This window comes from Proteus mirabilis ATCC 29906 (assembly GCF_000160755.1).
Classification (GTDB): Bacteria; Pseudomonadota; Gammaproteobacteria; order Enterobacterales; family Enterobacteriaceae; genus Proteus; species Proteus mirabilis.
Window position 1 is genome coordinate 1253127 of the sequence record NZ_GG668576.1, and the last position, 22716, is coordinate 1275842.

General features: G+C 40.8%; 17 protein-coding genes. 3 read left to right on the plus strand and 14 right to left on the minus strand.

All coding sequences use genetic code 11. The annotated features are described in order from the left end of the window. Positions 1 to 2 precede the first annotated feature (2 nt). The 14 genes from murC to leuO form a co-directional block, all read right to left on the minus strand. Positions 3 to 1466, minus strand: coding sequence for a UDP-N-acetylmuramate--L-alanine ligase (gene murC / locus HMPREF0693_RS05685; protein ID WP_004244115.1), 1464 nt, complete (start codon positions 1464 to 1466; stop codon positions 3 to 5). A gap of 41 nt (positions 1467 to 1507) precedes the next feature. Beyond that, positions 1508 to 2590, minus strand: a complete 1083-nt coding sequence (murG, locus tag HMPREF0693_RS05690; RefSeq protein ID WP_004244116.1) for an undecaprenyldiphospho-muramoylpentapeptide beta-N-acetylglucosaminyltransferase — start codon at positions 2588 to 2590, stop codon at positions 1508 to 1510. Further along, on the minus strand, positions 2587 to 3780 hold the full coding sequence (gene ftsW, locus HMPREF0693_RS05695; RefSeq protein WP_004244117.1) for a cell division protein FtsW: 1194 nt from the start codon (positions 3778 to 3780) through the stop codon (positions 2587 to 2589). The genes murG and ftsW overlap by 4 nt, the downstream gene beginning before the upstream one ends. Further along, on the minus strand, positions 3780 to 5090 hold the full coding sequence (gene murD / locus HMPREF0693_RS05700) for a UDP-N-acetylmuramoyl-L-alanine--D-glutamate ligase (RefSeq protein ID WP_004244118.1): 1311 nt from the start codon (positions 5088 to 5090) through the stop codon (positions 3780 to 3782). The genes ftsW and murD overlap by 1 nt, the downstream gene beginning before the upstream one ends. A 1-nt stretch (position 5091) precedes the next feature. Then, positions 5092 to 6174, minus strand: coding sequence for a phospho-N-acetylmuramoyl-pentapeptide-transferase (mraY, locus tag HMPREF0693_RS05705; protein WP_004244119.1), 1083 nt, complete (start codon positions 6172 to 6174; stop codon positions 5092 to 5094). Next, entirely contained in the window at positions 6168 to 7550 is a 1383-nt protein-coding gene (gene murF, locus HMPREF0693_RS05710) for a UDP-N-acetylmuramoyl-tripeptide--D-alanyl-D-alanine ligase (protein WP_004244120.1), read from the minus strand. Before murF ends, mraY begins: the two co-directional genes overlap by 7 nt. Next, positions 7547 to 9034, minus strand: a complete 1488-nt coding sequence (gene murE / locus HMPREF0693_RS05715; RefSeq protein WP_004244121.1) for a UDP-N-acetylmuramoyl-L-alanyl-D-glutamate--2,6-diaminopimelate ligase — start codon at positions 9032 to 9034, stop codon at positions 7547 to 7549. Before murE ends, murF begins: the two co-directional genes overlap by 4 nt. Continuing rightward, positions 9021 to 10817, minus strand: coding sequence for a peptidoglycan glycosyltransferase FtsI (ftsI, locus tag HMPREF0693_RS05720; RefSeq protein ID WP_004244122.1), 1797 nt, complete (start codon positions 10815 to 10817; stop codon positions 9021 to 9023). The genes murE and ftsI overlap by 14 nt, the downstream gene beginning before the upstream one ends. Before the next feature lie 11 nt (positions 10818 to 10828). Then, a complete protein-coding gene (gene ftsL / locus HMPREF0693_RS18760) occupies positions 10829 to 11146 on the minus strand; it encodes a cell division protein FtsL (RefSeq protein WP_004244124.1) in 318 nt (105 codons plus the stop codon). After that, positions 11147 to 12094 (minus strand): 16S rRNA (cytosine(1402)-N(4))-methyltransferase RsmH, encoded by a 948-nt coding sequence (gene rsmH, locus HMPREF0693_RS05730; RefSeq protein WP_004244125.1) that lies wholly within the window; start codon positions 12092 to 12094, stop codon positions 11147 to 11149. Between the two features lie 3 nt (positions 12095 to 12097). Next, positions 12098 to 12556: a division/cell wall cluster transcriptional repressor MraZ gene (gene mraZ / locus HMPREF0693_RS05735; protein ID WP_004248567.1), complete on the minus strand. Its 459-nt coding sequence runs from the start codon at positions 12554 to 12556 to the stop codon at positions 12098 to 12100. A 687-nt stretch (positions 12557 to 13243) separates the two neighbouring features. Further along, positions 13244 to 14251 (minus strand): catabolite repressor/activator, encoded by a 1008-nt coding sequence (gene cra, locus HMPREF0693_RS05740; protein ID WP_004244128.1) that lies wholly within the window; start codon positions 14249 to 14251, stop codon positions 13244 to 13246. 221 nt (positions 14252 to 14472) lie between these two features. Further along, positions 14473 to 16281 carry an AMP-dependent synthetase/ligase gene (locus HMPREF0693_RS05745; protein ID WP_004244130.1) on the minus strand — a complete coding sequence of 603 codons (1809 nt, stop codon included), beginning with the start codon at positions 16279 to 16281 and terminating at the stop codon, positions 14473 to 14475. Positions 16282 to 16810: 529 nt separating this feature from the next. Next, positions 16811 to 17755, minus strand: coding sequence for a transcriptional regulator LeuO (gene leuO, locus HMPREF0693_RS05750; RefSeq protein WP_004244135.1), 945 nt, complete (start codon positions 17753 to 17755; stop codon positions 16811 to 16813). A gap of 882 nt (positions 17756 to 18637) precedes the next feature. Here leuO and leuA point away from each other — a divergent pair. From leuA to leuC, 3 genes are read left to right on the plus strand one after another with little or no spacing between them, the layout of a single operon-like run. Continuing rightward, positions 18638 to 20197 (plus strand): 2-isopropylmalate synthase, encoded by a 1560-nt coding sequence (gene leuA / locus HMPREF0693_RS05755; RefSeq protein ID WP_004244137.1) that lies wholly within the window; start codon positions 18638 to 18640, stop codon positions 20195 to 20197. A 5-nt stretch (positions 20198 to 20202) separates the two neighbouring features. Then, positions 20203 to 21294, plus strand: a complete 1092-nt coding sequence (gene leuB, locus HMPREF0693_RS05760) for a 3-isopropylmalate dehydrogenase (protein WP_004244138.1) — start codon at positions 20203 to 20205, stop codon at positions 21292 to 21294. 1 nt (position 21295) lies between these two features. Then, complete coding sequence (gene leuC, locus HMPREF0693_RS05765) at positions 21296 to 22705, plus strand: 3-isopropylmalate dehydratase large subunit (RefSeq protein ID WP_004244139.1); 1410 nt, start codon at positions 21296 to 21298, stop codon at positions 22703 to 22705. The last annotated feature ends 11 nt before the right edge of the window (positions 22706 to 22716 follow it).

Sequence of the window (22716 nt, forward strand, 5' to 3'; positions counted from 1 at the left end):
TCTTAATCCTCGCTTAAAGATGGTTGTAATTTTGTTTCTGCTAAGCGACGCGCTATTTTACCAATATTTCCAGCACCTTGAACTAAAACAAGATCATTATCTGTTAATACACCCGCTAATATTGAGGAGATGTTCTCAACATCAGAAACCCAAATCGGATCTAGTTTGCCACGTTGACGAATAGTACGACACAGTGAACGACTATCTGCACCGGGAATAGGCGCCTCTCCTGCTGCATAAACATCGGTTAATAATAAAATATCAACTTGATTAAGCACCGTTGCAAAATCTTCATATAAATCACGAGTACGTGTATAACGATGTGGTTGAAATAACATCACTAAACGTTTATCAGGCCAACCTGCTCGTGCCGCTTTTATCGTTGCATCAACTTCTGTTGGGTGATGTCCATAGTCATCCACCAGCATGACTTCCCCTTCTTGGCCATTCACATGCTCAAGACTGAAATTTCCCAAGAAATCGAAACGACGCCCAGTGCCTTGGAAATTAAGTAGTGCGGCTAAAATATGCTCATCCGCAATCCCTTCTTCTGTAGCAACAGCCACAGCTGCGGTTGCATTTAAGGCGTTATGACGTCCCGGCGCATTTAATACCACATCTAAATCAGGCATATCTTCACGAGAAATAGTGAAAAATCCTTGCGCACCTTTTTGTTCGTAATGAGTAATGCGTACATCAGCATCTTCACTAAAACCATAGGTAGTAATATAACGCCCTACTTTAGGAATAATTGACCGAATAACATCGTCATCAATACACATCACTGCGCGACCATAAAACGGTAAGTTGTGTAAAAAAGTAATAAAAGTCTCTTTTAAATTATCAAAATTACCGTGATAAGTGTCCATATGGTCAGCTTCAATATTCGTTACCACCGCAACCATAGGTTGAAGATGTAAGAAAGAAGCATCACTCTCATCCGCTTCTGCAATTAAATAGCGGCTACAACCTAAACGAGCATGGGTACCGGCTGATTTCACTAAACCGCCATTAACAAAGGTTGGATCTAATCCTGCTTGTGCATAAATGTTCGAAATCATCGCCGTTGTTGTTGTTTTACCGTGGGTTCCTGCAATCGCAACCCCGTGACGATAACGCATTAACTCCGCTAACATTTCTGCACGACGTATCACAGGAATACGCGCTTCTCTTGCTGCAATAATTTCTGGATTATCTGCACTAATTGCGGTAGAAACCACCACAACACTAGCATCACGAATATTTTCAGGGCGATGATTAAAATAGATTGTCGCCCCTAATGCAACGAGTTGTTGTGTGACTACGTTAGGTGCTAAATCAGAACCACTGATTGCATAGCCTTCATTAGCCAACACTTCAGCGATCCCGCCCATGCCAGCACCACCAATGCCAACAAAGTGGATATGCCTAACTTTTCTCATCTCAGGCACAAAAGATCTTAATTTCGCCAGCTGTTGTGTATTCACTATTTACTTCTTCACTCTAAGTTAATGGTTACAAGTTACGTTTATTTTTTAGCCACTTCGATAATTACATTAGCGACTCGCTCAGTAGCATCCGTAATCGCAACACTTTGTGCTTTTTCTGCCATTAGCATTAGCTGATGTCTATCCCAATTTTCTAGGGTGTCAGCTATCGCTTCTGGCGTTAAATCATTCTGTTCAATAATACGCGCCGCACCGGCATTTTCTAATGGCAATGCATTCCAATATTGCTGTCTATCTTTATGTTGAAAAGGAACAAAAATAGCGGGTAACCCCGCAGCGGCAATCTCGCTAACTGTTAATGCACCTGAACGACATACAACAACATCAGCCCATTGATAAGCTTGCGCTATATCATCAATAAATTCAGTAACTTTATACTCAGATTTAACTGAATTTTTAGAAAGTTCATTTTGATAGCGTAATTTGGTATCACTTTCGCTCCCTTTGCCGGCCTGATGCCAAATTGTAACTCGCTCTCCTAATAATCCAGCCACCACTGGCATTGTATGATTTAAGATACGCGCACCTTGGCTACCACCAATAACCAGCACTCGGACAGCACCTTCTCTGCCTTTTAATCTCTCTGCTGGGGCTTCAAGTGCTAAGACATCGTCACGAACCGGATTACCAACAACAGGCGCATTAGCAAACGCACCGGGGAATGCTTGTAACACACGTTTGGCTATTTTTGACAACCAACGGTTAGTTAAGCCTGCAATACCATTTTGTTCATGTAAAACAACGGGAATACCACAGCTCCATGCTGCAACACCGCCTGGTCCAGAAACATAGCCTCCCATGCCTAATACGGCATCAGGCTGATAGCGCTTCATAATCCGACGGGCTTGAAAAATCGCTTTTATAATACGAATAGGTGCCGCAATTAACGCTTTTACCCCTTTACCTCGCAGACCCGAAATACGGATATACTCGATTTCAATGCCATGCTTAGGCACTAATTGTGCTTCCATTCTATCCGCGGTTCCTAACCAACGAATATCCCAGCCTTGGGATTGCAGATAATGAGCAACTGCTAATCCAGGAAAGACGTGCCCTCCTGTTCCGCCGGCCATCACCATTAATCGGCGTTTACGTTCGCTCATTTAGGACTCCTTACAAACGCCTGAGCCTGTGCTAGGCGTGATTCATAATCAATTCGTAACAACATCACGATAGCCGTTGACATAATAATCAAACTCGAACCACCGTAACTAATAAGAGGTAACGTTAACCCTTTTGTTGGCAACATACCGGCTGCCGCACCAACGTTGACTAACGTCTGGAAGGTAAACCAGATCCCAATCGAACAGGCTAAAAAACCTGAAAAACGTTGATCGAGCAGCAAAGCACGGCGTCCAATTTGCATCGCACGAAAAGCGATGAAGAATACCATTAAAAGCACTAAAACCACACCGATATAACCAAGTTCTTCTGCTAAAATGGAGAAAATAAAGTCAGTATGAGCTTCAGGTAGATACTCCAACTTTTGTACTGAATTTCCTAACCCTTGCCCCAGTAGATCACCGCGTCCAAAAGCCATCAAGGATTGTGTTAACTGATAACCACTACCAAAAGGATCTTCCCAAGGTTCTAAGAACGAAGTGATACGTCGTACACGGTAAGGCTCAACAATAATTAACATCACAACAGCGGCAATACCTGTACCAATAATGGCGAGGAATTGCCAAATTTTTGCACCGGCTAAAAAAAGCAACGCTAATGTGGTCACAAACAACACGACCACCGTACCTAAGTCGGGTTGTAATAGCAGTAACACGGCTAATATTAACATCACCCCCATAGGTTTACAGAATCCCCAAAAATTGTTTCTCACTTCTTCTACTTTTCTCACCAAATAACTGGAGAGATAACAAAACAGTGCCAATTTAGAAAGTTCTGCCGGCTGAATACGTAAAGGCCCAAATGCAATCCAACGTGATGCGCCATTTACTGAACTGCCCACTGCCAATACCACGAGTAATAGCAAGATAGAACCAAACAGCATTAAGCTACTGTAGCGTTGCCATACCGCCATTGGCACTCGCATTGTCACTAATGCAAGGCAAAGGGCAACAATCATATAAATGCCGTCACGTTTAGCAAATAGAAAAGGATCTTCTGCTAAACGTTGTCCAACAGGCATTGACGCCGAAGTTACCATCACAAACCCGACAACCGCTAATCCGAATGTAAACCAGAGCAAAGTGCGATCATAAGGCACGAACGCGCTGTTATCTGTTTGATAACTTCCCACCAGCCACTGTTTTAATCTTCGCATTGCGTATACACTCATCAGCCAAGCTCCTGCGCTAAACGGGCAAACTCATCACCACGTTGTTCGAAACTTTTAAACTGATCTAGACTTGCACAAGCGGGTGAAAGTAGCACCATATCGCCAGTTTGCACTGTTGGTGCAAGTAATCGCATCGCCTCTTCCATAGTCGCGGTTAATTGTGAGACTTGTGGTCGTAAATTTGCCAATGCTTGACCATCTTGTCCGAAGCAATATAAGCGAATATTATCGCCACTGAGATAAGGTAATAGCGCGCTAAAATCAGCAGACTTACCGTCCCCACCTAACAACAGGTGCAAAGTCCCTTCTACTTCAAGCCCTCTTAAAGCTGCTTCTGTGCTACCTACATTAGTCGCTTTAGAATCATTGATCCAACGTACCCCATTATGGGAGTAAACTAATTGGAAACGATGAGCAAGGCCATGATAGGTGTTTAAAACAGCCAGTGATGCTTTACGAGAAATTCCCACCGCATCAGCTAACGCTAATGCGGCTAATGCATTGGTGTAATTGTGTTGACCAGAAAGGAACATCTGTGAAGTGGCAAGAATATTTTCACCATTTACGTTCAAGTAACGATTGGTATTATCAAGTTGATAATCCCCTTGTCCGATACCAAAACTCACACAACGTGCATCTTTGCCAGCTAAAGGCAATGTCAGAACATCATCTGCGTTATAGACACAGGTTTTAGCATTATCATAAATACGTAATTTAGCTTCACGGTATTGTTCTAATCCTAACGGATAGCGATTCATATGATCTTCGCTAATATTTAATACCGTGGCAGCCGCCGCTGTTAAGCTATAGGTTGTCTCTAATTGAAAGCTCGATAGCTCTAAGACATATAAGTCATAAGGCTGTGTTAATAACGTTAAAGCAGGTACACCAATATTGCCACCGACACCGACAGGGATCCCGTCAGCTTTAGCCATTTCCCCCACCAACGTCGTTACGGTACTTTTGCCATTAGAGCCTGTTATCGCAACAATAGGTGCTTTTGCCTCACGGCAAAATAGCTCAATATCACCGACAATTTCCACTCCATGATCTCGCGCTTCAACTAACTCAGGCGTTGATAACGCAATACCCGGACTTGAGACAATTAAATCAGCATCATTAAGCCATACTTGATGAAAACTCCCCGTATGATACTCAACATCAGCAGGTAGCTTATCTAAACCCGCGGGATGCTGGCGAGTATCTATCACTTTAGGTGTTACACCTTGGCGGATAAAAAAGTCAACGCAGGATAGACCAGTAATGCCTAGTCCCACGATAACAACTTTTTTCCCCTGATAATTTGCCATGTTAACGTACCTTTAATGTCGCTAAACCAATAAGGACTAACATAAGAGAGATGATCCAAAAGCGGACAATCACACGAGGCTCTGGCCAACCTTTTAATTCATAGTGATGATGGATTGGCGCCATACGGAAAATACGTTGGCCGCGCAGTTTAAATGAACCTACTTGTAAAATAACCGAGAGCGTTTCAACAACGAACACGCCCCCCATAATCACTAATAAAAATTCTTGGCGTAATAAGACGGCGATAGTACCTAATGCGCCACCTAATGCTAAAGAGCCAACATCACCCATAAAGACTTGGGCAGGATAAGTATTAAACCAAAGGAAGCCTAATCCCGCGCCGACAATGGCGGTACAAACAATCACCAATTCGCCTGCATGCATTAAATAAGGAATTTTTAGGTAGCTGGCAAAATTGACATTACCTGTAGCCCATGCAACTAATGCAAATCCAGCCGCTACAAACACCGTAGGCATAATGGCTAAGCCATCTAAACCATCGGTTAAATTTACCGCGTTACTGGTGCCAACAATGACAAAATAAGCCAGTAAGATATACAACATGCCAAGTTGTGGCATGACATCTTTAAAGAAAGGCACGACAAGTTGCGTTGCTGGGGTATCTTTACCAATCGCGTACATACTAAATGCAGCCGCTAAAGCTAATACCGATTGCCAGAAATATTTCCAACGCGCTATTAAGCCTCGAGTATCTTTACGCACTACTTTGCGATAATCATCGATAAAACCGATGATTCCATAACCAATTAGCACCAAGAGTACACACCATACATAAGGATTATCTAATCGCGCCCACAATAAGGTTGATACAGCGATAGAAAATAGGATCATGATCCCACCCATGGTCGGCGTACCACGTTTGCTAAAGTGTGACTCAGGGCCTTCGTTACGCACCACTTGCCCGATTTGCATTTTTTGTAACCATGCAATTAAATGGGGTCCCATCCATAACGCAATAATTAATGCCGTCAATAAACCAACAATCGCTCTGAATGTCAGATAAGAAAACACATTAAAAAATGTATGATATTTAACCAAATATTCGGCTAGCCAAACTAACATTCAAAGCACTCCTTTAATGCGTTCACGATATCCTCCATTGCTGAGCTTCGTGAACCTTTTACTAAAACTGAAACAACATCATGCTGCTGTAATAATGGAATTAATTGGGTAAGCAAATCAGCTTTAAATGAAAAATGCTCACCGCCTTCATTTTCTTGACTAATAAACTGGCTGTAATGACCCACGGTTAATACCCGATCGATACCGACTTGATGAGCAAAACGTCCCACATCACGGTGACATTTTTCTGAATCCTCGCCTAGTTCAGCCATATCTCCAGCAACAAAGATTTTATATCCTGGTAATTGAGATAAAACTTGCAGCCCTGCCATCATCGACCCATCATTAGCATTATAGGTATCATCTAACACTATTTTTCCTGTTGTTAACTCAACAGGATAGAGTCTGCCAGGTACGGCTTTCAGTACCGCTAAACCTTGCTGAATATCCGTTAATGTCGCCCCTACCGACAAGGCTAACGCACTTGCGGCTAACGCATTGGCAATATTATGGCGACCAGGTAAAGGTAGGGTGATTGCTACACACCCTTCTGGCGTATGCAATGTAAAATCGGTGGTGAGTTGATTAACAACGATATCCGTTGGGTAGAAATCGGCCTGAGTGTCTGCAGATAAAGAGAAAGACCACTGAGTTTGACGTGAGTTAAAATGCTGTTGCCATAGCGCAACATCATTACTTTGCTGATTAATAATGGCTGTGCCTTGCTCTTTTAAGCCAGTGAATATTTCACCTTTAGCTTGAGCAATCCCTTGTAAGGAACCAAAACCTTCAATATGTGCAGAAAAAAGATTATTGACCAATGCACTATCTGGTTTAACCATATCCACGGTATAGGCTATTTCACCAATATGGTTAGCACCAAGTTCAATCACGGCAAAACGATGTTCAGGGGTTAGACGAAAGAGTGTCAGGGGAACACCAATATCATTATTTAAATTGCCATGTGTATATAAGGTTTCACCACAGTGACGCAGTATCGAAGCCGTCATCTCTTTAACGGACGTTTTACCCGAAGAGCCCGTTAACGCCACAATTTTAGCATTGCTAAGCGAACGGATATAAGCGGCAATATGCCCCATTGCTAAACGGGTATCTTTTACGATGATTTGTGGACATTCAACATCGATTTTCCGATTAACTAAAACCGCAACGGCACCCTTTTGTTTGACATCAGCAATAAAGTCATGAGCATCAAAACGATCACCTGCTAAAGCAATAAACAGACATGCATCATCAATTTTACGGCTATCGGTAGAAATTGATTTGATCATTAATTGATTGGCTTGGCTTTGAGTAATAGTACTCAACGTGCCTTGAGTGACTTGTGCAATAGTTTCGAGAGAAAGCGCTATCATGCGATCACCCCCAATAACCGTGCAACAGTTAATCGGTCAGAATAATCAAGACGGCGAGTGCCAACGATTTGATAATCTTCGTGCCCTTTTCCTGCCACTAAGATCATATCAGCGGGAGAGGCTTGCATTACTACATTCGTCACGGCTTCTGCTCGACCTTCAATCGCTAATGCACGACCAGGATCCATTAACCCAGAAAGGATATCTTGAATAATGGCTTGAGGCTCTTCACTACGTGGATTGTCATCGGTGATAACCACTTTATCGGCAAACTGCTCTGCTACAGCTCCCATTAGTGGGCGCTTACCTTTATCTCTATCACCACCACAACCAAAGATACACCACAGTTTGCCAGTACAGTGTAAGCGTGCCGCTTGTAACGCTTTTTCTAAGGCATCTGGCGTGTGGGCATAATCAACGATCACCGTAGGACGATTATCCGCACTAAATACTTCCATACGACCACAAACGGGCGTTAATGCACTGGAAGCTTTAATCACTGCATCAAGAGGGTATTCAAGTGCCAAAAGTGTAGCTAAAGCACAGAGTAAGTTACTGACATTAAAAGCCCCCATTAATGGGCTTTCAATTTCACCTTCTCCCCAACTTGAATTAAAATGGATAGTGGCACCCGCATCATGGTAATTGATTTGTGTCGCTTGCACATAGCGTCCTTGCCAATTTGCCGGCAATTTATCCGCCATAGTCACCGCCACTGCATCGGGTAGATGCGTCAACCATTTATGCCCTACCGCATCATCAGCATTAATGATTTTTTCGCCACTATGGTGGGTCGAAAATAACAACCATTTAGCCTGTTCGTAATTGGCCATATCACCATGATAATCAAGGTGATCGCGACTTAAGTTGGTAAATACGCTGGCGACAAAAGGTAGCGCACTAACGCGCCCTTGAACTAAACCGTGTGACGAAACCTCCATTGCGGTAAAGGTAGCGCCTTGATTAACTAATTGCTGTAATTCTAATTGGATATCAACCGCTGAACCGGTTGTATTCATTGCCGGAACAATATGATCTAATAACCCATTGCCTACCGTTCCCATAACGGCACTGACTTCACCTAAACCTTGCGCCCACTGTGCTAACAATTGTGTTGTTGTCGTTTTTCCGTTAGTACCAGTGACACCAATCAGCTTTAATTTATTCGCTGGCTGATGATAAAAAATTCCTGCAAGTTTTGATAATTGACAATTTAGGTTTTCAATATAAATAACGGGTATACCATGACTTTCACGAATTTCGCCATGAGTAGCAATACCTTCAGCTTCCGCTAAAACAGCGCAAACACCTTGTGCAATTGCCTGAGGAATATAGCGTCTACCATCCGTTTCATGGCCTTTAATTGCCACAAACAGATCACCACTCGCGGCTTTTCGGCTATCGAGTGTCATGTCTTTAAGCGTTAAAGACGGTGCTTGTATCCCGAGTGCCCCTAATAGGTCACTTAAATTAGGATCTGCCACTTGTATCCTCTTTTTTATTAATCACTATTTCACTTTTATCGTCTGGCGTTAATGCATCAGGCTCTACATTCATCGTACGTAGAACCGCGCCCATAATTGTGCCAAACACTGGTGCAGAAACTGCACCCCCATAATATTTGCCCGCTTTTGGCTCGTTAATGATCACTACTAAGGCAAAGCGTGGACGGCTTGCCGGTGCAACACCGGCTGCATAAGAAATGTAGGCATTAATATACTTTCCATCTGGGCCGACTTTTTTCGCGGTCCCGGTCTTAATCGCAACACGATACCCTTTGATCGCAGCACGAACGCCACCACCGCCCGGTAAGGCGACACTTTCCATCATATGAACCACTGTTCTCATGACTTTTTCAGGAAAAACGCGAGTACCCGGTACAGGAGGGTCAACTTTAGTAATAGAAAGCGGTCGATAAATACCAAAACTACCGATAGTTGCATAGACACGCGCTAACTGTAATGGCGTTACCATTAGCCCATATCCGAATGAGAAGGTGGCCCTTTCAAGATCGGACCACCGTTGTTTTTTTATTGGAAATATGCCACTACTTTCACCAACTAGCCCCAAGTTAGTTGGTTTTCCGAGGCCAAAACGGGAATAAACATCTACCAGTTCAGACGCCGGCATCGCTAACGCAAGGCGAGATACCCCTACGTTACTCGATTTCTGTAAAATTCCAGTTATCGAAAGCTCACGATAAAGCGCAACATCTTTTATCTGATGACCACTAATTCGATAAGGAACAGTATTAATAACGGTATTTTCTTTAATAATATTATTGTTTAGCGCACTCATAACCACCATCGGCTTTACCGTAGAGCCTGGCTCAAAAATATCGGTGATAGCTCGATTACGCATCGCATCTTTCGGCGTTCCCGCTAAATTATTCGGGTTATAGGATGGGCTATTTGCCATCGCTAACACTTCGCCTGTATTGACATCAACCAAAACCGCCGTACCTGATTCGGCTTTATTTTCAATGACTGCATTGGTTAACTCTCTATACACAACAGATTGTAAACGCTCATCAATGCTTAACATTAAGTTGTGAGCAGCTTGGCTATCTGTTTGAGCGATATTTTCAATCACACGGTTAAAGCCATCTTTGCGTACAACTCGCTCTCCGGGGGCACCGGTAAGCCATTGGTTAAAGCTTTTTTCAATCCCTTCAATACCATCGCCATCAATGTTTGTAACACCAATGATGTGAGCGGTCACTTCTCCTGAAGGATAATAGCGTTTGGACTCTTGGCGCATGTTTATCCCTTTGATTTTCAGCTTACTTATGTAATCACTAATTTCAGGATTAACTTGGCGCGCAAGATAAATAAAACGAGCGGAAGGTGTTGCAGAAATTTTTTGAGAAATTTGATTAACGGGAAGTTTTAATGCGTCAGCAAGTGCTAACCAACGTGAATCGGTCATATCAGGGTTAGCTTCTAACACAACTTTAGGATCAGCCCAAATAGCATATACAGGGACACTCACCGCCAATGGTCTTCCCATACGATCGCTTATCATGCCACGAGCAGTGGGGACTTTTTGCACACGTAAAGAGCGCAGATCCCCTTCGCGGATCAGGGGATCTGGGTTAATAATCTGTAAATAGGCAACTCGTATTAATAACGCCGCTAAAGCAATACCAATACCACCGCAAAGCAACGCAAAACGCCAACTCACAAATCCTGTTTTTTCTTCAGGTTTACGGAGTTTGGCATTTGACTTTGTCTTTGTCTTCGCTTTTGCCGAACGTGAAAATTTCATACTTGCCTTAATTATTTAGTAACCACAATATTCTCTTTAGTTGGATCAACATGAACCATGCCTAACTGTTCACTTGCAAAACGTTCAACTCGGCTATGGTCCGCCAATGCATTTTCCTCAAGGATCAAGTTGCGCCATTCAATATCCAATACATTTTTTTCTAACACTAAGCGCTCTTTTTCTGCTGTCAGTAAGCGTGTTTTATGTGCTGTCGTTACCACATAGATCGCGGAGATAATAACGGCGAAAAAAAGAATAAGTGGCAATTTGCCATGACGCAGTAAATCTTGTCCTATTACTCCCGGTAATGAATGGCGTTCAGTAGACATTTATTCCTCAATACGCTGTGCGACGCGTAAAACAGAACTTCGCGCTCGTGGATTCTCCTCAACTTCAACACCGGTAGGTTTCATTTTATGAATGCTACTCAGGCGAGCACTTCCTAGTGCTTTAATTTGTTCTTCTGTTAATGGGATCCCCGCTGGAACAACAGGCCCTTTACTTTCATCTCTTATAAAGCGTTTAACTAATCGGTCTTCTAAAGAGTGGAAACTAATCACCGATAAACGCCCTGCTGGCGCTAAAATAGACACGGCGCCTTTTAATGCTTTTTCAATCTCATCTAACTCACTATTGATATAGATACGGATCGCTTGAAAGCTACGTGTTGCAGGGTGCTTATGTCGCTCTTTTACTGGACTTGCTTCACTAATCAAATCCGCTAACTGTTTAGTACGTGTTAATGGCTCTTCAGTTTTATTACGCGCCACAATGGCACGGGCAATGCGTTTCGCGAAACGCTCTTCACCGAAGGTTTTTAGCACCCAAGTAATATCATCTTCTTCGGCATTCATTAACCACTGTGCAGCTGATTGTCCTGTGGTTGGGTCCATACGCATATCGAGTGGCCCATCACGCATAAAAGAGAATCCTCGTTCAGGATCATCTAATTGCGGTGAAGAAACGCCTAAATCTAATAATACGCCATCAACTTTGCCACTTAAACCTAACTCATTGATATAGTGTTCAATATTTGAAAAAGGCCCATGAATAATAGAGAATCGTGGATCATCAATTTCATTTGCCACTGCGATAGCTTGTGGATCTCTATCAATCGCAATGAGACGGCCTTGTTCACCTAATTGCGATAAAATCAGACGAGAGTGCCCGCCACGGCCAAAAGTACCGTCAATATAAATACCTGAAGGTTTAATATTCAGGCCGTTTACTGCTTCATCCAGTAATACACTGGTATGGCTAAAATTATTCGTTGTCATTATTTAAAGTGATAAATCCAATAGTCGTGTCGATAACGGTTCCTGTGAGGTTTGCTCTGCCAAAATGTCTTCTTTGATCTGTTGATACCAGACCTGTTCATCCCACAATTCAAATTTATTGAATTGACCGACTAACATGACCTCTTTGGTTAGCCCCGCGTGCTGTCTTAGCGTGCTAGCTAACAAAAGACGTCCTGCGCTATCCATTTGGCATTCACTGGCATGCCCAAGTAATAAACGCTGCACTCTTCGTTCGGCGGGATTCATGGAAGAAAGCGCCGCCAGTTTTAACTCAATTTTTTCCCATTCAGGAAGGGTGTACAGCAATAAACATGGCTGATTGAGATCAATGGTACAGACCATTTGACCTTCAGAAGCCTCGTTCAGCGTTGTTCGATAACGGGAAGGAACTGTTATTCGCCCTTTGCTGTCGAGATTAACGAGTGTTGCACCACGAAACATCCTCATTTCCCTCAGCGTTATAATTTACACCACATTATCCCACAAATCCCCACAAATAGAGTTTACGGATGGTATGAAAACGTTGTCAAGCCAGTTGTAGGACGCTTTATTGATATTTACAGTAATTTTATAATCTCATCGAAATGAACAAATTATCAGCAGGCTAAAAAAGCAGAATATTAACACTATGATTCCTATCGGTTATTTTTTATTTTTCTTATTTGTTCTCAAATAGTGATTATTTATAGAGATGAAAAAGGGAAAAATAAGATAAAGAAGTCATAAAAAGAAAATGACCTATTTAATGAGATAATGCCTATTTATTGTCGTTCATTTACCTTTAACCAACATAACAATACAAAGCCCTCTTTAAATTAAAAAACCGGCTTAATCTACTGAAAAAATAATGTGATATCATGTAGATAATTTTTTACTGTCGAGTTTTCTTTCTGCAAAGTTAATAAATAAATTATTTTATTTAAGTAATATCACTTATAGAAATATCAAAATTTCACCCGCGAATTAAACAAAACACGATAAATTGTAAAAAAACGTTTAAGATTAATCTCAAATTTTATTTTATTTAAGTCACCCGACATTATTTAACCAAATAAACTATCCCTGCTTTAATTTAATAAAGCAGGGATAGTCATTATAAAAAATGCTGAGTCAGAAAGTGAACGCTAATTAACGAGTACGTCCTAAACTACCTCGGCGACATAAATCACGTCGAATACGCGTAATACCCGCTTGTGGTTTTTGCTCTTCTTCAAGACTTGCCAAAACCAGCTCTAATACACGTTGTGCAATATCACGATGTCGCTGAGCCACCGATAATACTGGACATTCGAGGAAATCTAATAATTCATGATCACCAAATGTAGCAATCACTAACTGCGTAGGTAAGCGTCCACTTCTTTGCAACGTTACATCCATCACACCTTGTAATAGCGCAAAAGAGGTCGTAAAGAGTGCATCAGGCATCGGGTTATTATTTAACCATTCCGAAAATACCTCCGCCGCCGCTTCTCGTTCATAACTATTCGCATAAAGATAAGTCACTTGTCGTGGATCATCTTGCCACACACTACGAAAGCCCTGTTCACGTAAAAAACTGACTGATAGTTCGGGCAATGCGCCTAGATAGAGAACCGATTGAGAAGGAAAAGCTTTAAGCTCACTCGCTAACATTTTTGCGTCTTCTAAATCATCACCGACGACGCTAATAAAATGTTCACTCTCTAACGCCCTATCTAAGGCAATGATAGGCAACGAACGATTAGCCCAACGCTGATAAAATGGGTGCTCTGGGGGTAATGCCGTTGATACAATAATGGCATCAACTTGGCGTTGTAGTAGATGTTCTACACAACGAATTTCGTTGTCAGGTTGATCTTCTGAGCAGGCAATCAGCAATTGATAACCACGTTGACGCGCTTGTCGTTCAAGATAATTGGCAATTCTGGTATAACTGGTATTTTCCAAATCAGGAATAACCAAACCTATAGAACGCGTACGACCAGCACGTAATCCCGCGGCAACAGCGTTCGGGTGGTAATTGTGCTCTCTGACCACCGCCATCACTTTTTCAACAGTCTTGTCACTTACACGGTACTGTTTAGCTTTACCATTAATGACATAACTCGCTGTTGTTCGTGAAACACCAGCCAAGCGGGCGATTTCATCCAGTTTCACTTTAGCCTCTTCTAATTATTAATAGGGTATTTATTACATTATTGCTATGGTTTTCAGTCATCATGCTGATCTGAATCTGCATTTTAACACAATTTACTGATAAAACCGTATGCGTCAACGTTTCCGTTTATACCTTTTACCAATTACTTGCATTGTTACTGCCTATGACTTACCTAAAGTGCAATAAAAAAGCACCTTTACGGTGCTTTTTTATCTGGTGATCACGACTCTTGATACATCTGCTCAATTTCATTTCGATAGCGTTCAGAAATTATTTTACGTCTTAATTTTAAGGTAGGTGTCAATTCTCCAGACTCCATCGTAAACCCTTCCGCTAATAGGGTAAATCGTTTAACTTGATGGAAACTAGCAAAATTACGTTGCATTTCACGCAAGCGTTCATCAAATAATTCTTTGATCTTAGTATGGCGTAATAACTCTATCCGATCGTGATATTTTAAATTTAATGCTCGAGCATGTTCTTCTAATGCATCAAAGCAAGGCACGATCAGTGCAGAAACAAATTTACGGGTATCTGCAATCACAGCGATATGCTCAATAAAGCGATCTTGCCCTAATGTACCTTCAATCATTTGCGGTGCAATATATTTTCCATTTGAGGTTTTCATAAGATCTTTCAAACGTTCGGTAATATATAACATCCCTTCTTCATCTAATGCACCCGCATCACCGGTACGTAACCAACCATCTTCAGTAAACGCAGCAACTGTCTCTTCAGGCTTATTAAAATAACCTTTCATCACGATACTACCGCGCACTTGGATCTCGTTTTCTTCGCCTATACGTACCTCAACCCCCGGTAACGGAGTACCAATAGAGCCTAGTTTATAATGGTTCTCTTCCCAACAAGATACCGTGGCACAAGTCTCTGTCATGCCATAACCATATTTAATATTAATACCAGCAGCTAAGAAAAAGCCGATCACCGCATCATCTAAACGAGCGCCTGCGGCAGGTAAAAAACGAACTCGCCCACCTAAAATTTGACGTAGTGGTTGAAGAACTTTTTTATCCGCAAAGCGATAACACCATTGAGATAGCATGCCTAATGAACGTCCAGCTAAGTGTGCCTGACGTTGTTTTTCACCCTGTTTAAGAGCCCATTTAAACATCCATTGGCGTAGTCGAGGTGCTTGAGAAACTTTCTCTTGAATGGCGCTATATACTTTTTCGTAAAAGCGTGGCACTGCACACATAACCGTTGGTTTTACTGCAGCCATTGCTTCCCTTACGGCATGGGTATCTGTGAGATAAACATTAATAGCCCCAGTATGCATAACATAGAAGCTCCATGCCCGTTCAAATACATGTGATAACGGTAAAAAGCATAATGAAACATCTTTATCCGATAATGAAAGGCGCTGATCATGCAGATAAAGTTGAGAAGCCAGATTGGTGTAATCAAGCATAACACCTTTAGGCTCACCTGTTGTACCCGAGGTATAAATCAGTGTAAACAAATCATCTAAACAACATTCATCAATACGTTGTTGTAGCAGAGAATCATATTGAGATTGACAGTCACTGATTAAGTTTGTCAGATGATAAGAAGGTATTGTCGGATTTAAAACGACCTGAGAATTAAACACAATAATATGTTTAAGTTGCGGGCATAATAGCGCTAACTCAGAAACAACGTCATATTCCTTTTGGTCACCAACAAAAAGAATACGAATATTCGCATCGTTGATGATATAAGCGGCTTGTTCCACACTACTTGTTGCATAAAGAGGAACTGTGACAGCACGCAACTGCAAAGTAGCAATATCGGCAATAGACCAATCAATGCTGTTTTGGGAAAAAATCCCCACATTTTCTTGAACAGCCACGCCCATATCGAGTAATGCATTTGAGAGTGCACGTGTTTTCTTTGCTACTGACGCCCATGACATGGCGATTTCAGACTTAGCATCCCACTGACGATAAGCCGTTTTTTCCCCAGAAGATGAAAATTGCATCTGCAATCTTCTAATTATATGATAATCATATAGATTATTATTATTTATCATGATTTTCCTGTTATTTATGGAAAAGCGTAGGAATAATTAAGTTGAAATAAAGAATAATGTCATCTTCTAATTTCAGCTTACACCTGTTCGCTGACTTATCTGAAAGTCTAAGTGATCCGCAAAAATAAAGGAATCTAATTTTACATAAATTTGTAAAATTGTGAGTCATGAAAAGTTTTGTCAATTTCATCATACTAATGAAAATGTAAAAATGAGCCTGAACACTTTGTGAACAAACAAAGTATTAACAAGAAAAATATAATAAAATCAAAAGCTAATTATAAAAATTTATTCATTTACAAGATTAATAACAGAGAAAATAAAGAAAAAAATCGATTAGATGACAATAGTTGCAACTGATAGGGATAGGATAACAATTAGGGCAAAAATAGTGACAGCTACCCAAGAGACTTATCTTTACTATTTACTATTAAAGAATATCTTTTATTGGTTATTAGCAGTAAGCTAACGTTATCTGCCACTATTTCTGCATAATTAGCATAGAGTGCTAATTATGAGTGAATCACTCTTAGTTTTGACAAACCTCACTAAGTAAATTTTTCATCCATAAATGGCCTTTATCTCGTGCCGTTGACTCATGCCAAATTAAATAGCATGGACGTTCTACCTTCTCCCAAGGTAATGATATCGCCTTAATGTTCAATTGTTCTGAATAGCTTTCAACTAACCATCTAGGCGCAATAGCGACCGAATAAGTTTTTGAGACTAGATTTAATACACTATTTAAATCAGTACCTTCATAAGTAATTAAATCTTCTAACTCTGTATTCTTATAATAAGCCGCACTAAAAGACCCCACATCTTCTAAAGAAACAATAGAATGATGCTCATTTAATAACATCTCTTCAGTAACGCTTTCTTTAATTCGTGGGTGTTGGTTAGAGACAGCCAAAACCACTTCATCATTGAATAAAGGGTGTGAATGAAACTCTGGTTTATCAAATTGTTTATAATTAATAAAGAACTCAACTTCCTGATATTTTAATTGGTGTTCAATATTACTATTCAAATAAGACTTAATATTTACATTAATATTAGGGGTTTTATTTTTTATTCTCTCTACAATTTTTGGCGCTAACTTGATATCTAATGGACTGCAAATAGATAAGCTAAACACACGATCACTTTGTTCCGGTTCAAATCCCGCCCCTGGCAATTCATTATGGACTAATTGTAATGCTTGTCGAACAGGGCCAAATAACTGTTTGGCTCTTAATGTTGGTTGAATACCTCGGCCATACCGAACAAATAACTCGTCATTAAACATGATCTTAAGACGAGAAACTGCATTACTGACTGCCGGTTGAGACATACCTAACACCTGTGCTGCTCGTGTGACATTTTGCATTTGCATAACAGCATCAAACACCGTTAATAAATTAAGATCAACATTACGTAAATGCATATCTGCTGACTCTTTATTGGTCGTTGTTGCTGATGTGTAATCCGTCATTTTTTACTCCACTATGTTATTATAATTGGCGAATTAAAACTTATTAATAATATAAAAGCATATTAATAAATTATATATCTAACCATGACTGTAACTTTTATAAAAATATTACTACTTATTATTCATCATCCATGTACATCACAAAATGTATAACACAAACACCAAAAAATAATTCATCTTTATATTAAAGAGAATAAATTGACATTTAAATTACATATTAATGAAATGATTATACCGATATATATTACAACCTGTTTTACCTTATGCCTTGCAAATAATAAAACAAAATATGATAAAAATCATAATAAAATAATAAAATCTATCACCTTACAGGACACTTTCAGAACTATTACAGTCACCACGGTAATAATTTTTATTCTTATATTCAAAATGTTGCTCAAATTTATTGATATTGTTGTTAACTACAACCGCTCATCCCCCTGATAGTTAGTTGTTCAAAAAAAAAGCAAACAATTGTTTAATTTTTTATTTCACTCCCCGAGAGCGATTATGTGAAACATTAACCTAATCAATGATTGTTTGATAGATATAATCATTACTAAAAATTTAGATATTAGTCAGAATTACTAAGAATAAAATATAATTCACACATCAAAACAAATTAAAAAATTCCAATGCTTGACATGATGATTGGTATCCGGTATCAATAAATAAACATTATTAAGAACAAATGTAAGGATGTTTCATGTTAAACGCAATTTTACTATCAAGCCTACTACTATTCGCAACATTGATGCGCGGTCGGCTGATGGGTAAAAAATGAAACATACCTACCCTTAGAGAAAAACCCGCGCTAATCGCGGGTTTTTTTATACCTGGGAGAGCGCAAAAAACGAAATAAAAAAGTATAAGGAACAGATTATGAGCAACAATGTGATTATTTTTGACACCACATTAAGAGATGGCGAACAAGCATTGCAAGCTAGCTTAAGCGTAAAAGAGAAGTTACAAATTGCTTATGCCTTAGAACGTTTAGGTGTAGATATCATTGAAGCGGGTTTTCCTGTCTCTTCCCCTGGGGATTTTGAATCTGTACAAACCATCGCTCGAGAAATTAAAAATAGTCGCATTTGTGCGTTAGCTCGCTGTGTTGATAATGATATTGACGTTGCCGCAGAGTCATTAAACATTGCCGAGGCATTTCGTATTCATGTTTTTTTAGCCACCTCCGCTTTGCATGCTGAACATAAGTTAAAAAAATCCTTTGATGACATTATTGAAATGGGAACACGCTCAATTAAACGCGCCCGACGCTATACTGATGATGTTGAGTTTTCTTGCGAAGATGCGGGGCGTACCCATATTGATAATTTATGTCGCATTGTGGAAAGTGCCATCAACGCGGGCGCAACAACCATTAATATTCCAGACACCGTAGGTTATACCACGCCTTATCAATTCGGTGGCATTATCACTAATTTATTTGAACGTGTACCTAATATTGATAAAGCGGTGATCTCCGTTCATTGCCATGATGATTTAGGTATGGCTGTTGCAAACTCTATTACCGCAGTACAAGCAGGTGCAAGACAAGTTGAAGGGACTATCAACGGCTTAGGTGAACGAGCCGGTAACTGCGCTTTAGAAGAAGTGATTATGGCGATAAAAGTACGTGAACAAATGATGAATGTACAAACGCGTATTAATCACAAAGAGATCTACCGTACCAGCCAGTTAGTCAGTCAATTATGTAATACCCCTATTCATGCCAATAAATCCATCGTTGGATCGAATGCCTTTGCCCACTCCTCTGGTATTCACCAAGATGGCGTACTGAAAAATCGTGAAACTTACGAAATTATGACACCTGAATCAATTGGTTTAAAAGAGGTGCAATTGAACTTAACGTCTCGCTCTGGTCGAGCTGCGGTAAAACACCGTATGGAAGAGATGGGCTATCGCGAAACAGATTATAACTTAGATTCTTTATATGCCGCTTTCTTACGTTTAGCTGATAAAAAAGGCCAAGTTTTTGACTATGACTTAGAAGCATTGGCTTTTATGGGGCAACAGCAACAAGAGCCTGATGAGTTTGTAATGAACTATTTTAATACTCAATCCGGCTCCTCAACAGTTGCCACGGCCAGTGTCAGCATTAGTCGTAAAAATGAAGAAATCACTGAAGCAGCAACAGGAAATGGTCCCGTTGATGCTGTCTATCAAGCTATTTCTCGTGCTACAGGTTATCCCTTAAAACTGGTGACTTATCAATTAACAGCCAAAGGTGAAGGACGAGATGCATTAGGACAAGTTGATATCGTGGTTGAATACCAAGGACGTAAATTTCATGGCATGGGATTAGAAACTGATATCGTCGGTTCATCCGCCAACGCCATGATGCATGTTATCAACAGTATTTGGCGTTCAGAGCAAGTCGAAATAGAAAAACGCAAACACCATACAACACAAGAAGCGGTTTAATCATTATGTCTAAACATTATCATATTGCAGTATTGCCCGGAGATGGCATTGGCCCTGAAGTTATGGCGCAAGCACAAAAAGTGATCGATGCGGTAAATAAACGATTTTCACTGAATATCACGACCAAAGAGTACGATATTGGTGGTATTGCTATCGATAATCATGGCACACCATTACCGGCAACCACCTTGGCTGGATGTGAGCAAGCTGATGCGATTTTATTCGGCTCTGTGGGGGGGCCTAAATGGGAGCATTTACCGGCAGATCAACAACCGGAACGTGGCGCATTATTACCTTTACGTAAACACTTTAAATTATTCTGCAATCTGCGCCCAGCTCGTTTATATAAAGGTTTAGAAGCTTATTGTCCATTGCGTGCTGATATTGCACAACGCGGTTTTGATATTTTATGTGTTCGTGAATTAACTGGGGGGATCTATTTCGGTCAACCTAAAGGCCGTGATGGTGAAGGTCGCGAAGAGCGTGCTTTTGATACCGAGGTTTACCATCGCTATGAAATCGAACGTATTGCTCATTTTGCTTTCAAATCAGCGCAAAAACGTCGTTATAAAGTCACGTCGATTGATAAAGCCAACGTTTTACAAAGCTCTATTTTATGGCGTGAAGTCGTCACTGAGGTCGCTAAGCAATACCCTGATGTGACCTTGCAACATATGTATATCGATAATGCGACAATGCAATTAATTAAAGATCCAGCGCAATTTGATGTATTGCTGTGCTCCAATATCTTTGGCGATATTTTATCAGACGAATGCGCCATGATCACCGGTTCAATGGGCATGTTGCCCTCTGCAAGCGTAAATGAAGCACATTTTGGTTTATATGAACCCGCAGGTGGCTCCGCACCAGATATTGCCGGTAAAAATATCGCCAATCCAATAGCACAAATTTTATCAACCGCCCTATTACTGCGTTATAGCTTTAATGAAGATAAAGCAGCCCAAGCCATTGAAGAAGCAATTACAAGAGTACTAGCAACAGGCTATCGCACCGCAGATTTAGCGGGAGAAGGAAACGCAATAACAACCGCAGAAATGGGTGATCATATCGCTCAGTTTATTCAAGAAGGGGCATAACATGGGTAAAACATTATATCAAAAAATTTACGATGCACATGTTGTCAGAGAAGTAGCGAATGAAACACCTATTATATATATCGATAGACATTTAGTGCATGAAGTGACTTCACCTCAAGCTTTTGATGGTTTAAGAACCAAAGGTCGTGCTGTTCGTCAACCCAACAAAACCTTTGCCACAATGGATCACAACGTTTCAACTCAAACCAAAGATATCAACGCCTGTGGTGATATGGCGCGTATTCAAATGCAAGAGTTAATGAAAAACTGTCAAGAATTTGGTGTGACCTTGTATGACTTAAATCACCCATATCAAGGAATTGTTCATGTTATGGGGCCTGAACAAGGCTTAACTTTACCAGGCATGACAATTGTTTGTGGCGACTCACATACAGCAACACATGGTGCCTTTGGCGCATTAGCTTTCGGTATTGGCACTTCTGAGGTTGAGCACGTATTAGCGACACAAACCTTAAAACAATCACGTGCTAAAACCTTAAAAATCGAAGTACAAGGCAAAACAGCCAATGGCATCACGGCAAAAGATATCGTATTGGCGATTATCGGAAAATTGGGTAGTGCGGGAGGTACGGGGTATATCATTGAATTTACGGGAGAAGCTATTGAAGCTTTGAGTATGGAAGGGCGAATGACGTTATGCAATATGGCGATAGAGATGGGGGCAAAAGCAGGCTTAGTTGCTCCTGATGAGACTACATTTGCTTACTTAAAAGGACGTCAATTTGCCCCTCAAGCCCCATTGTGGGATGAAGCTGTCGCCTATTGGAAAACGTTAAAGTCGGACGAAGATGCTATTTTTGATGCTACTGTGACGATTAATGCCGCAGAGATTGCACCACAAGTGACTTGGGGGACGAATCCGGGACAAGTGATTGCTATTGACCAAATTGTTCCGCGATTGAACAGTTTTAACGATCCTGTTGAACGAGCTAGCGCCGAAAAAGCCTTAGCTTATATGGGATTAACTGAAGGTGTTAACTTAACTGATATTACAATAGATAAAGTTTTTATAGGCTCTTGCACTAACTCTCGTATTGAAGATTTACGCGCAGCAGCAAAGATAGCTAAAGGGCATAAAGTCGCCTCCCATGTACAAGCAATTGTTGTTCCCGGCTCAGGCCCTGTTAAAGCCCAAGCAGAAGCAGAAGGTTTAGATAAAATTTTTATTGAAGCCGGTTTTGAATGGCGTTTACCCGGTTGCTCAATGTGCTTGGCAATGAACAATGACCGATTAAATCCCGGAGAGCGTTGCGCATCGACCAGCAATCGTAATTTTGAAGGTCGCCAAGGTCGTGGTGGCAGAACTCATTTAGTCAGTCCGGCAATGGCCGCTGCCGCCGCCATTCATGGACATTTTGCTGATATTCGCACTTTTGCAACAGTATCATAAAGGAGACCCTA

What these genes read in the sequence shown, in the direction of transcription:
- murG (WP_004244116.1), bottom strand. Translation starts at nt 2,590, where the DNA reads ATGAGCGAACGTAAACGCCGATTAATGGTGATGGCCGGCGGAACAGGA.
- ftsW (WP_004244117.1), bottom strand. Translation starts at nt 3,780, where the DNA reads ATGAGTGTATACGCAATGCGAAGATTAAAACAGTGGCTGGTGGGAAGT.
- murD (WP_004244118.1), bottom strand. Translation starts at nt 5,090, where the DNA reads ATGGCAAATTATCAGGGGAAAAAAGTTGTTATCGTGGGACTAGGCATT.
- mraY (WP_004244119.1), bottom strand. Translation starts at nt 6,174, where the DNA reads ATGTTAGTTTGGCTAGCCGAATATTTGGTTAAATATCATACATTTTTT.
- murF (WP_004244120.1), bottom strand. Translation starts at nt 7,550, where the DNA reads ATGATAGCGCTTTCTCTCGAAACTATTGCACAAGTCACTCAAGGCACG.
- ftsI (WP_004244122.1), bottom strand. Translation starts at nt 10,817, where the DNA reads ATGAAATTTTCACGTTCGGCAAAAGCGAAGACAAAGACAAAGTCAAAT.
- ftsL (WP_004244124.1), bottom strand. Translation starts at nt 11,146, where the DNA reads ATGTCTACTGAACGCCATTCATTACCGGGAGTAATAGGACAAGATTTA.
- rsmH (WP_004244125.1), bottom strand. Translation starts at nt 12,094, where the DNA reads ATGACAACGAATAATTTTAGCCATACCAGTGTATTACTGGATGAAGCA.
- mraZ (WP_004248567.1), bottom strand. Translation starts at nt 12,556, where the DNA reads ATGTTTCGTGGTGCAACACTCGTTAATCTCGACAGCAAAGGGCGAATA.
- HMPREF0693_RS05745 (WP_004244130.1), bottom strand. Translation starts at nt 16,281, where the DNA reads ATGATAAATAATAATAATCTATATGATTATCATATAATTAGAAGATTG.
- leuO (WP_004244135.1), bottom strand. Translation starts at nt 17,755, where the DNA reads ATGACGGATTACACATCAGCAACAACGACCAATAAAGAGTCAGCAGAT.
- leuA (WP_004244137.1), top strand. Translation starts at nt 18,638, where the DNA reads ATGAGCAACAATGTGATTATTTTTGACACCACATTAAGAGATGGCGAA.
- leuB (WP_004244138.1), top strand. Translation starts at nt 20,203, where the DNA reads ATGTCTAAACATTATCATATTGCAGTATTGCCCGGAGATGGCATTGGC.
- leuC (WP_004244139.1), top strand. Translation starts at nt 21,296, where the DNA reads ATGGGTAAAACATTATATCAAAAAATTTACGATGCACATGTTGTCAGA.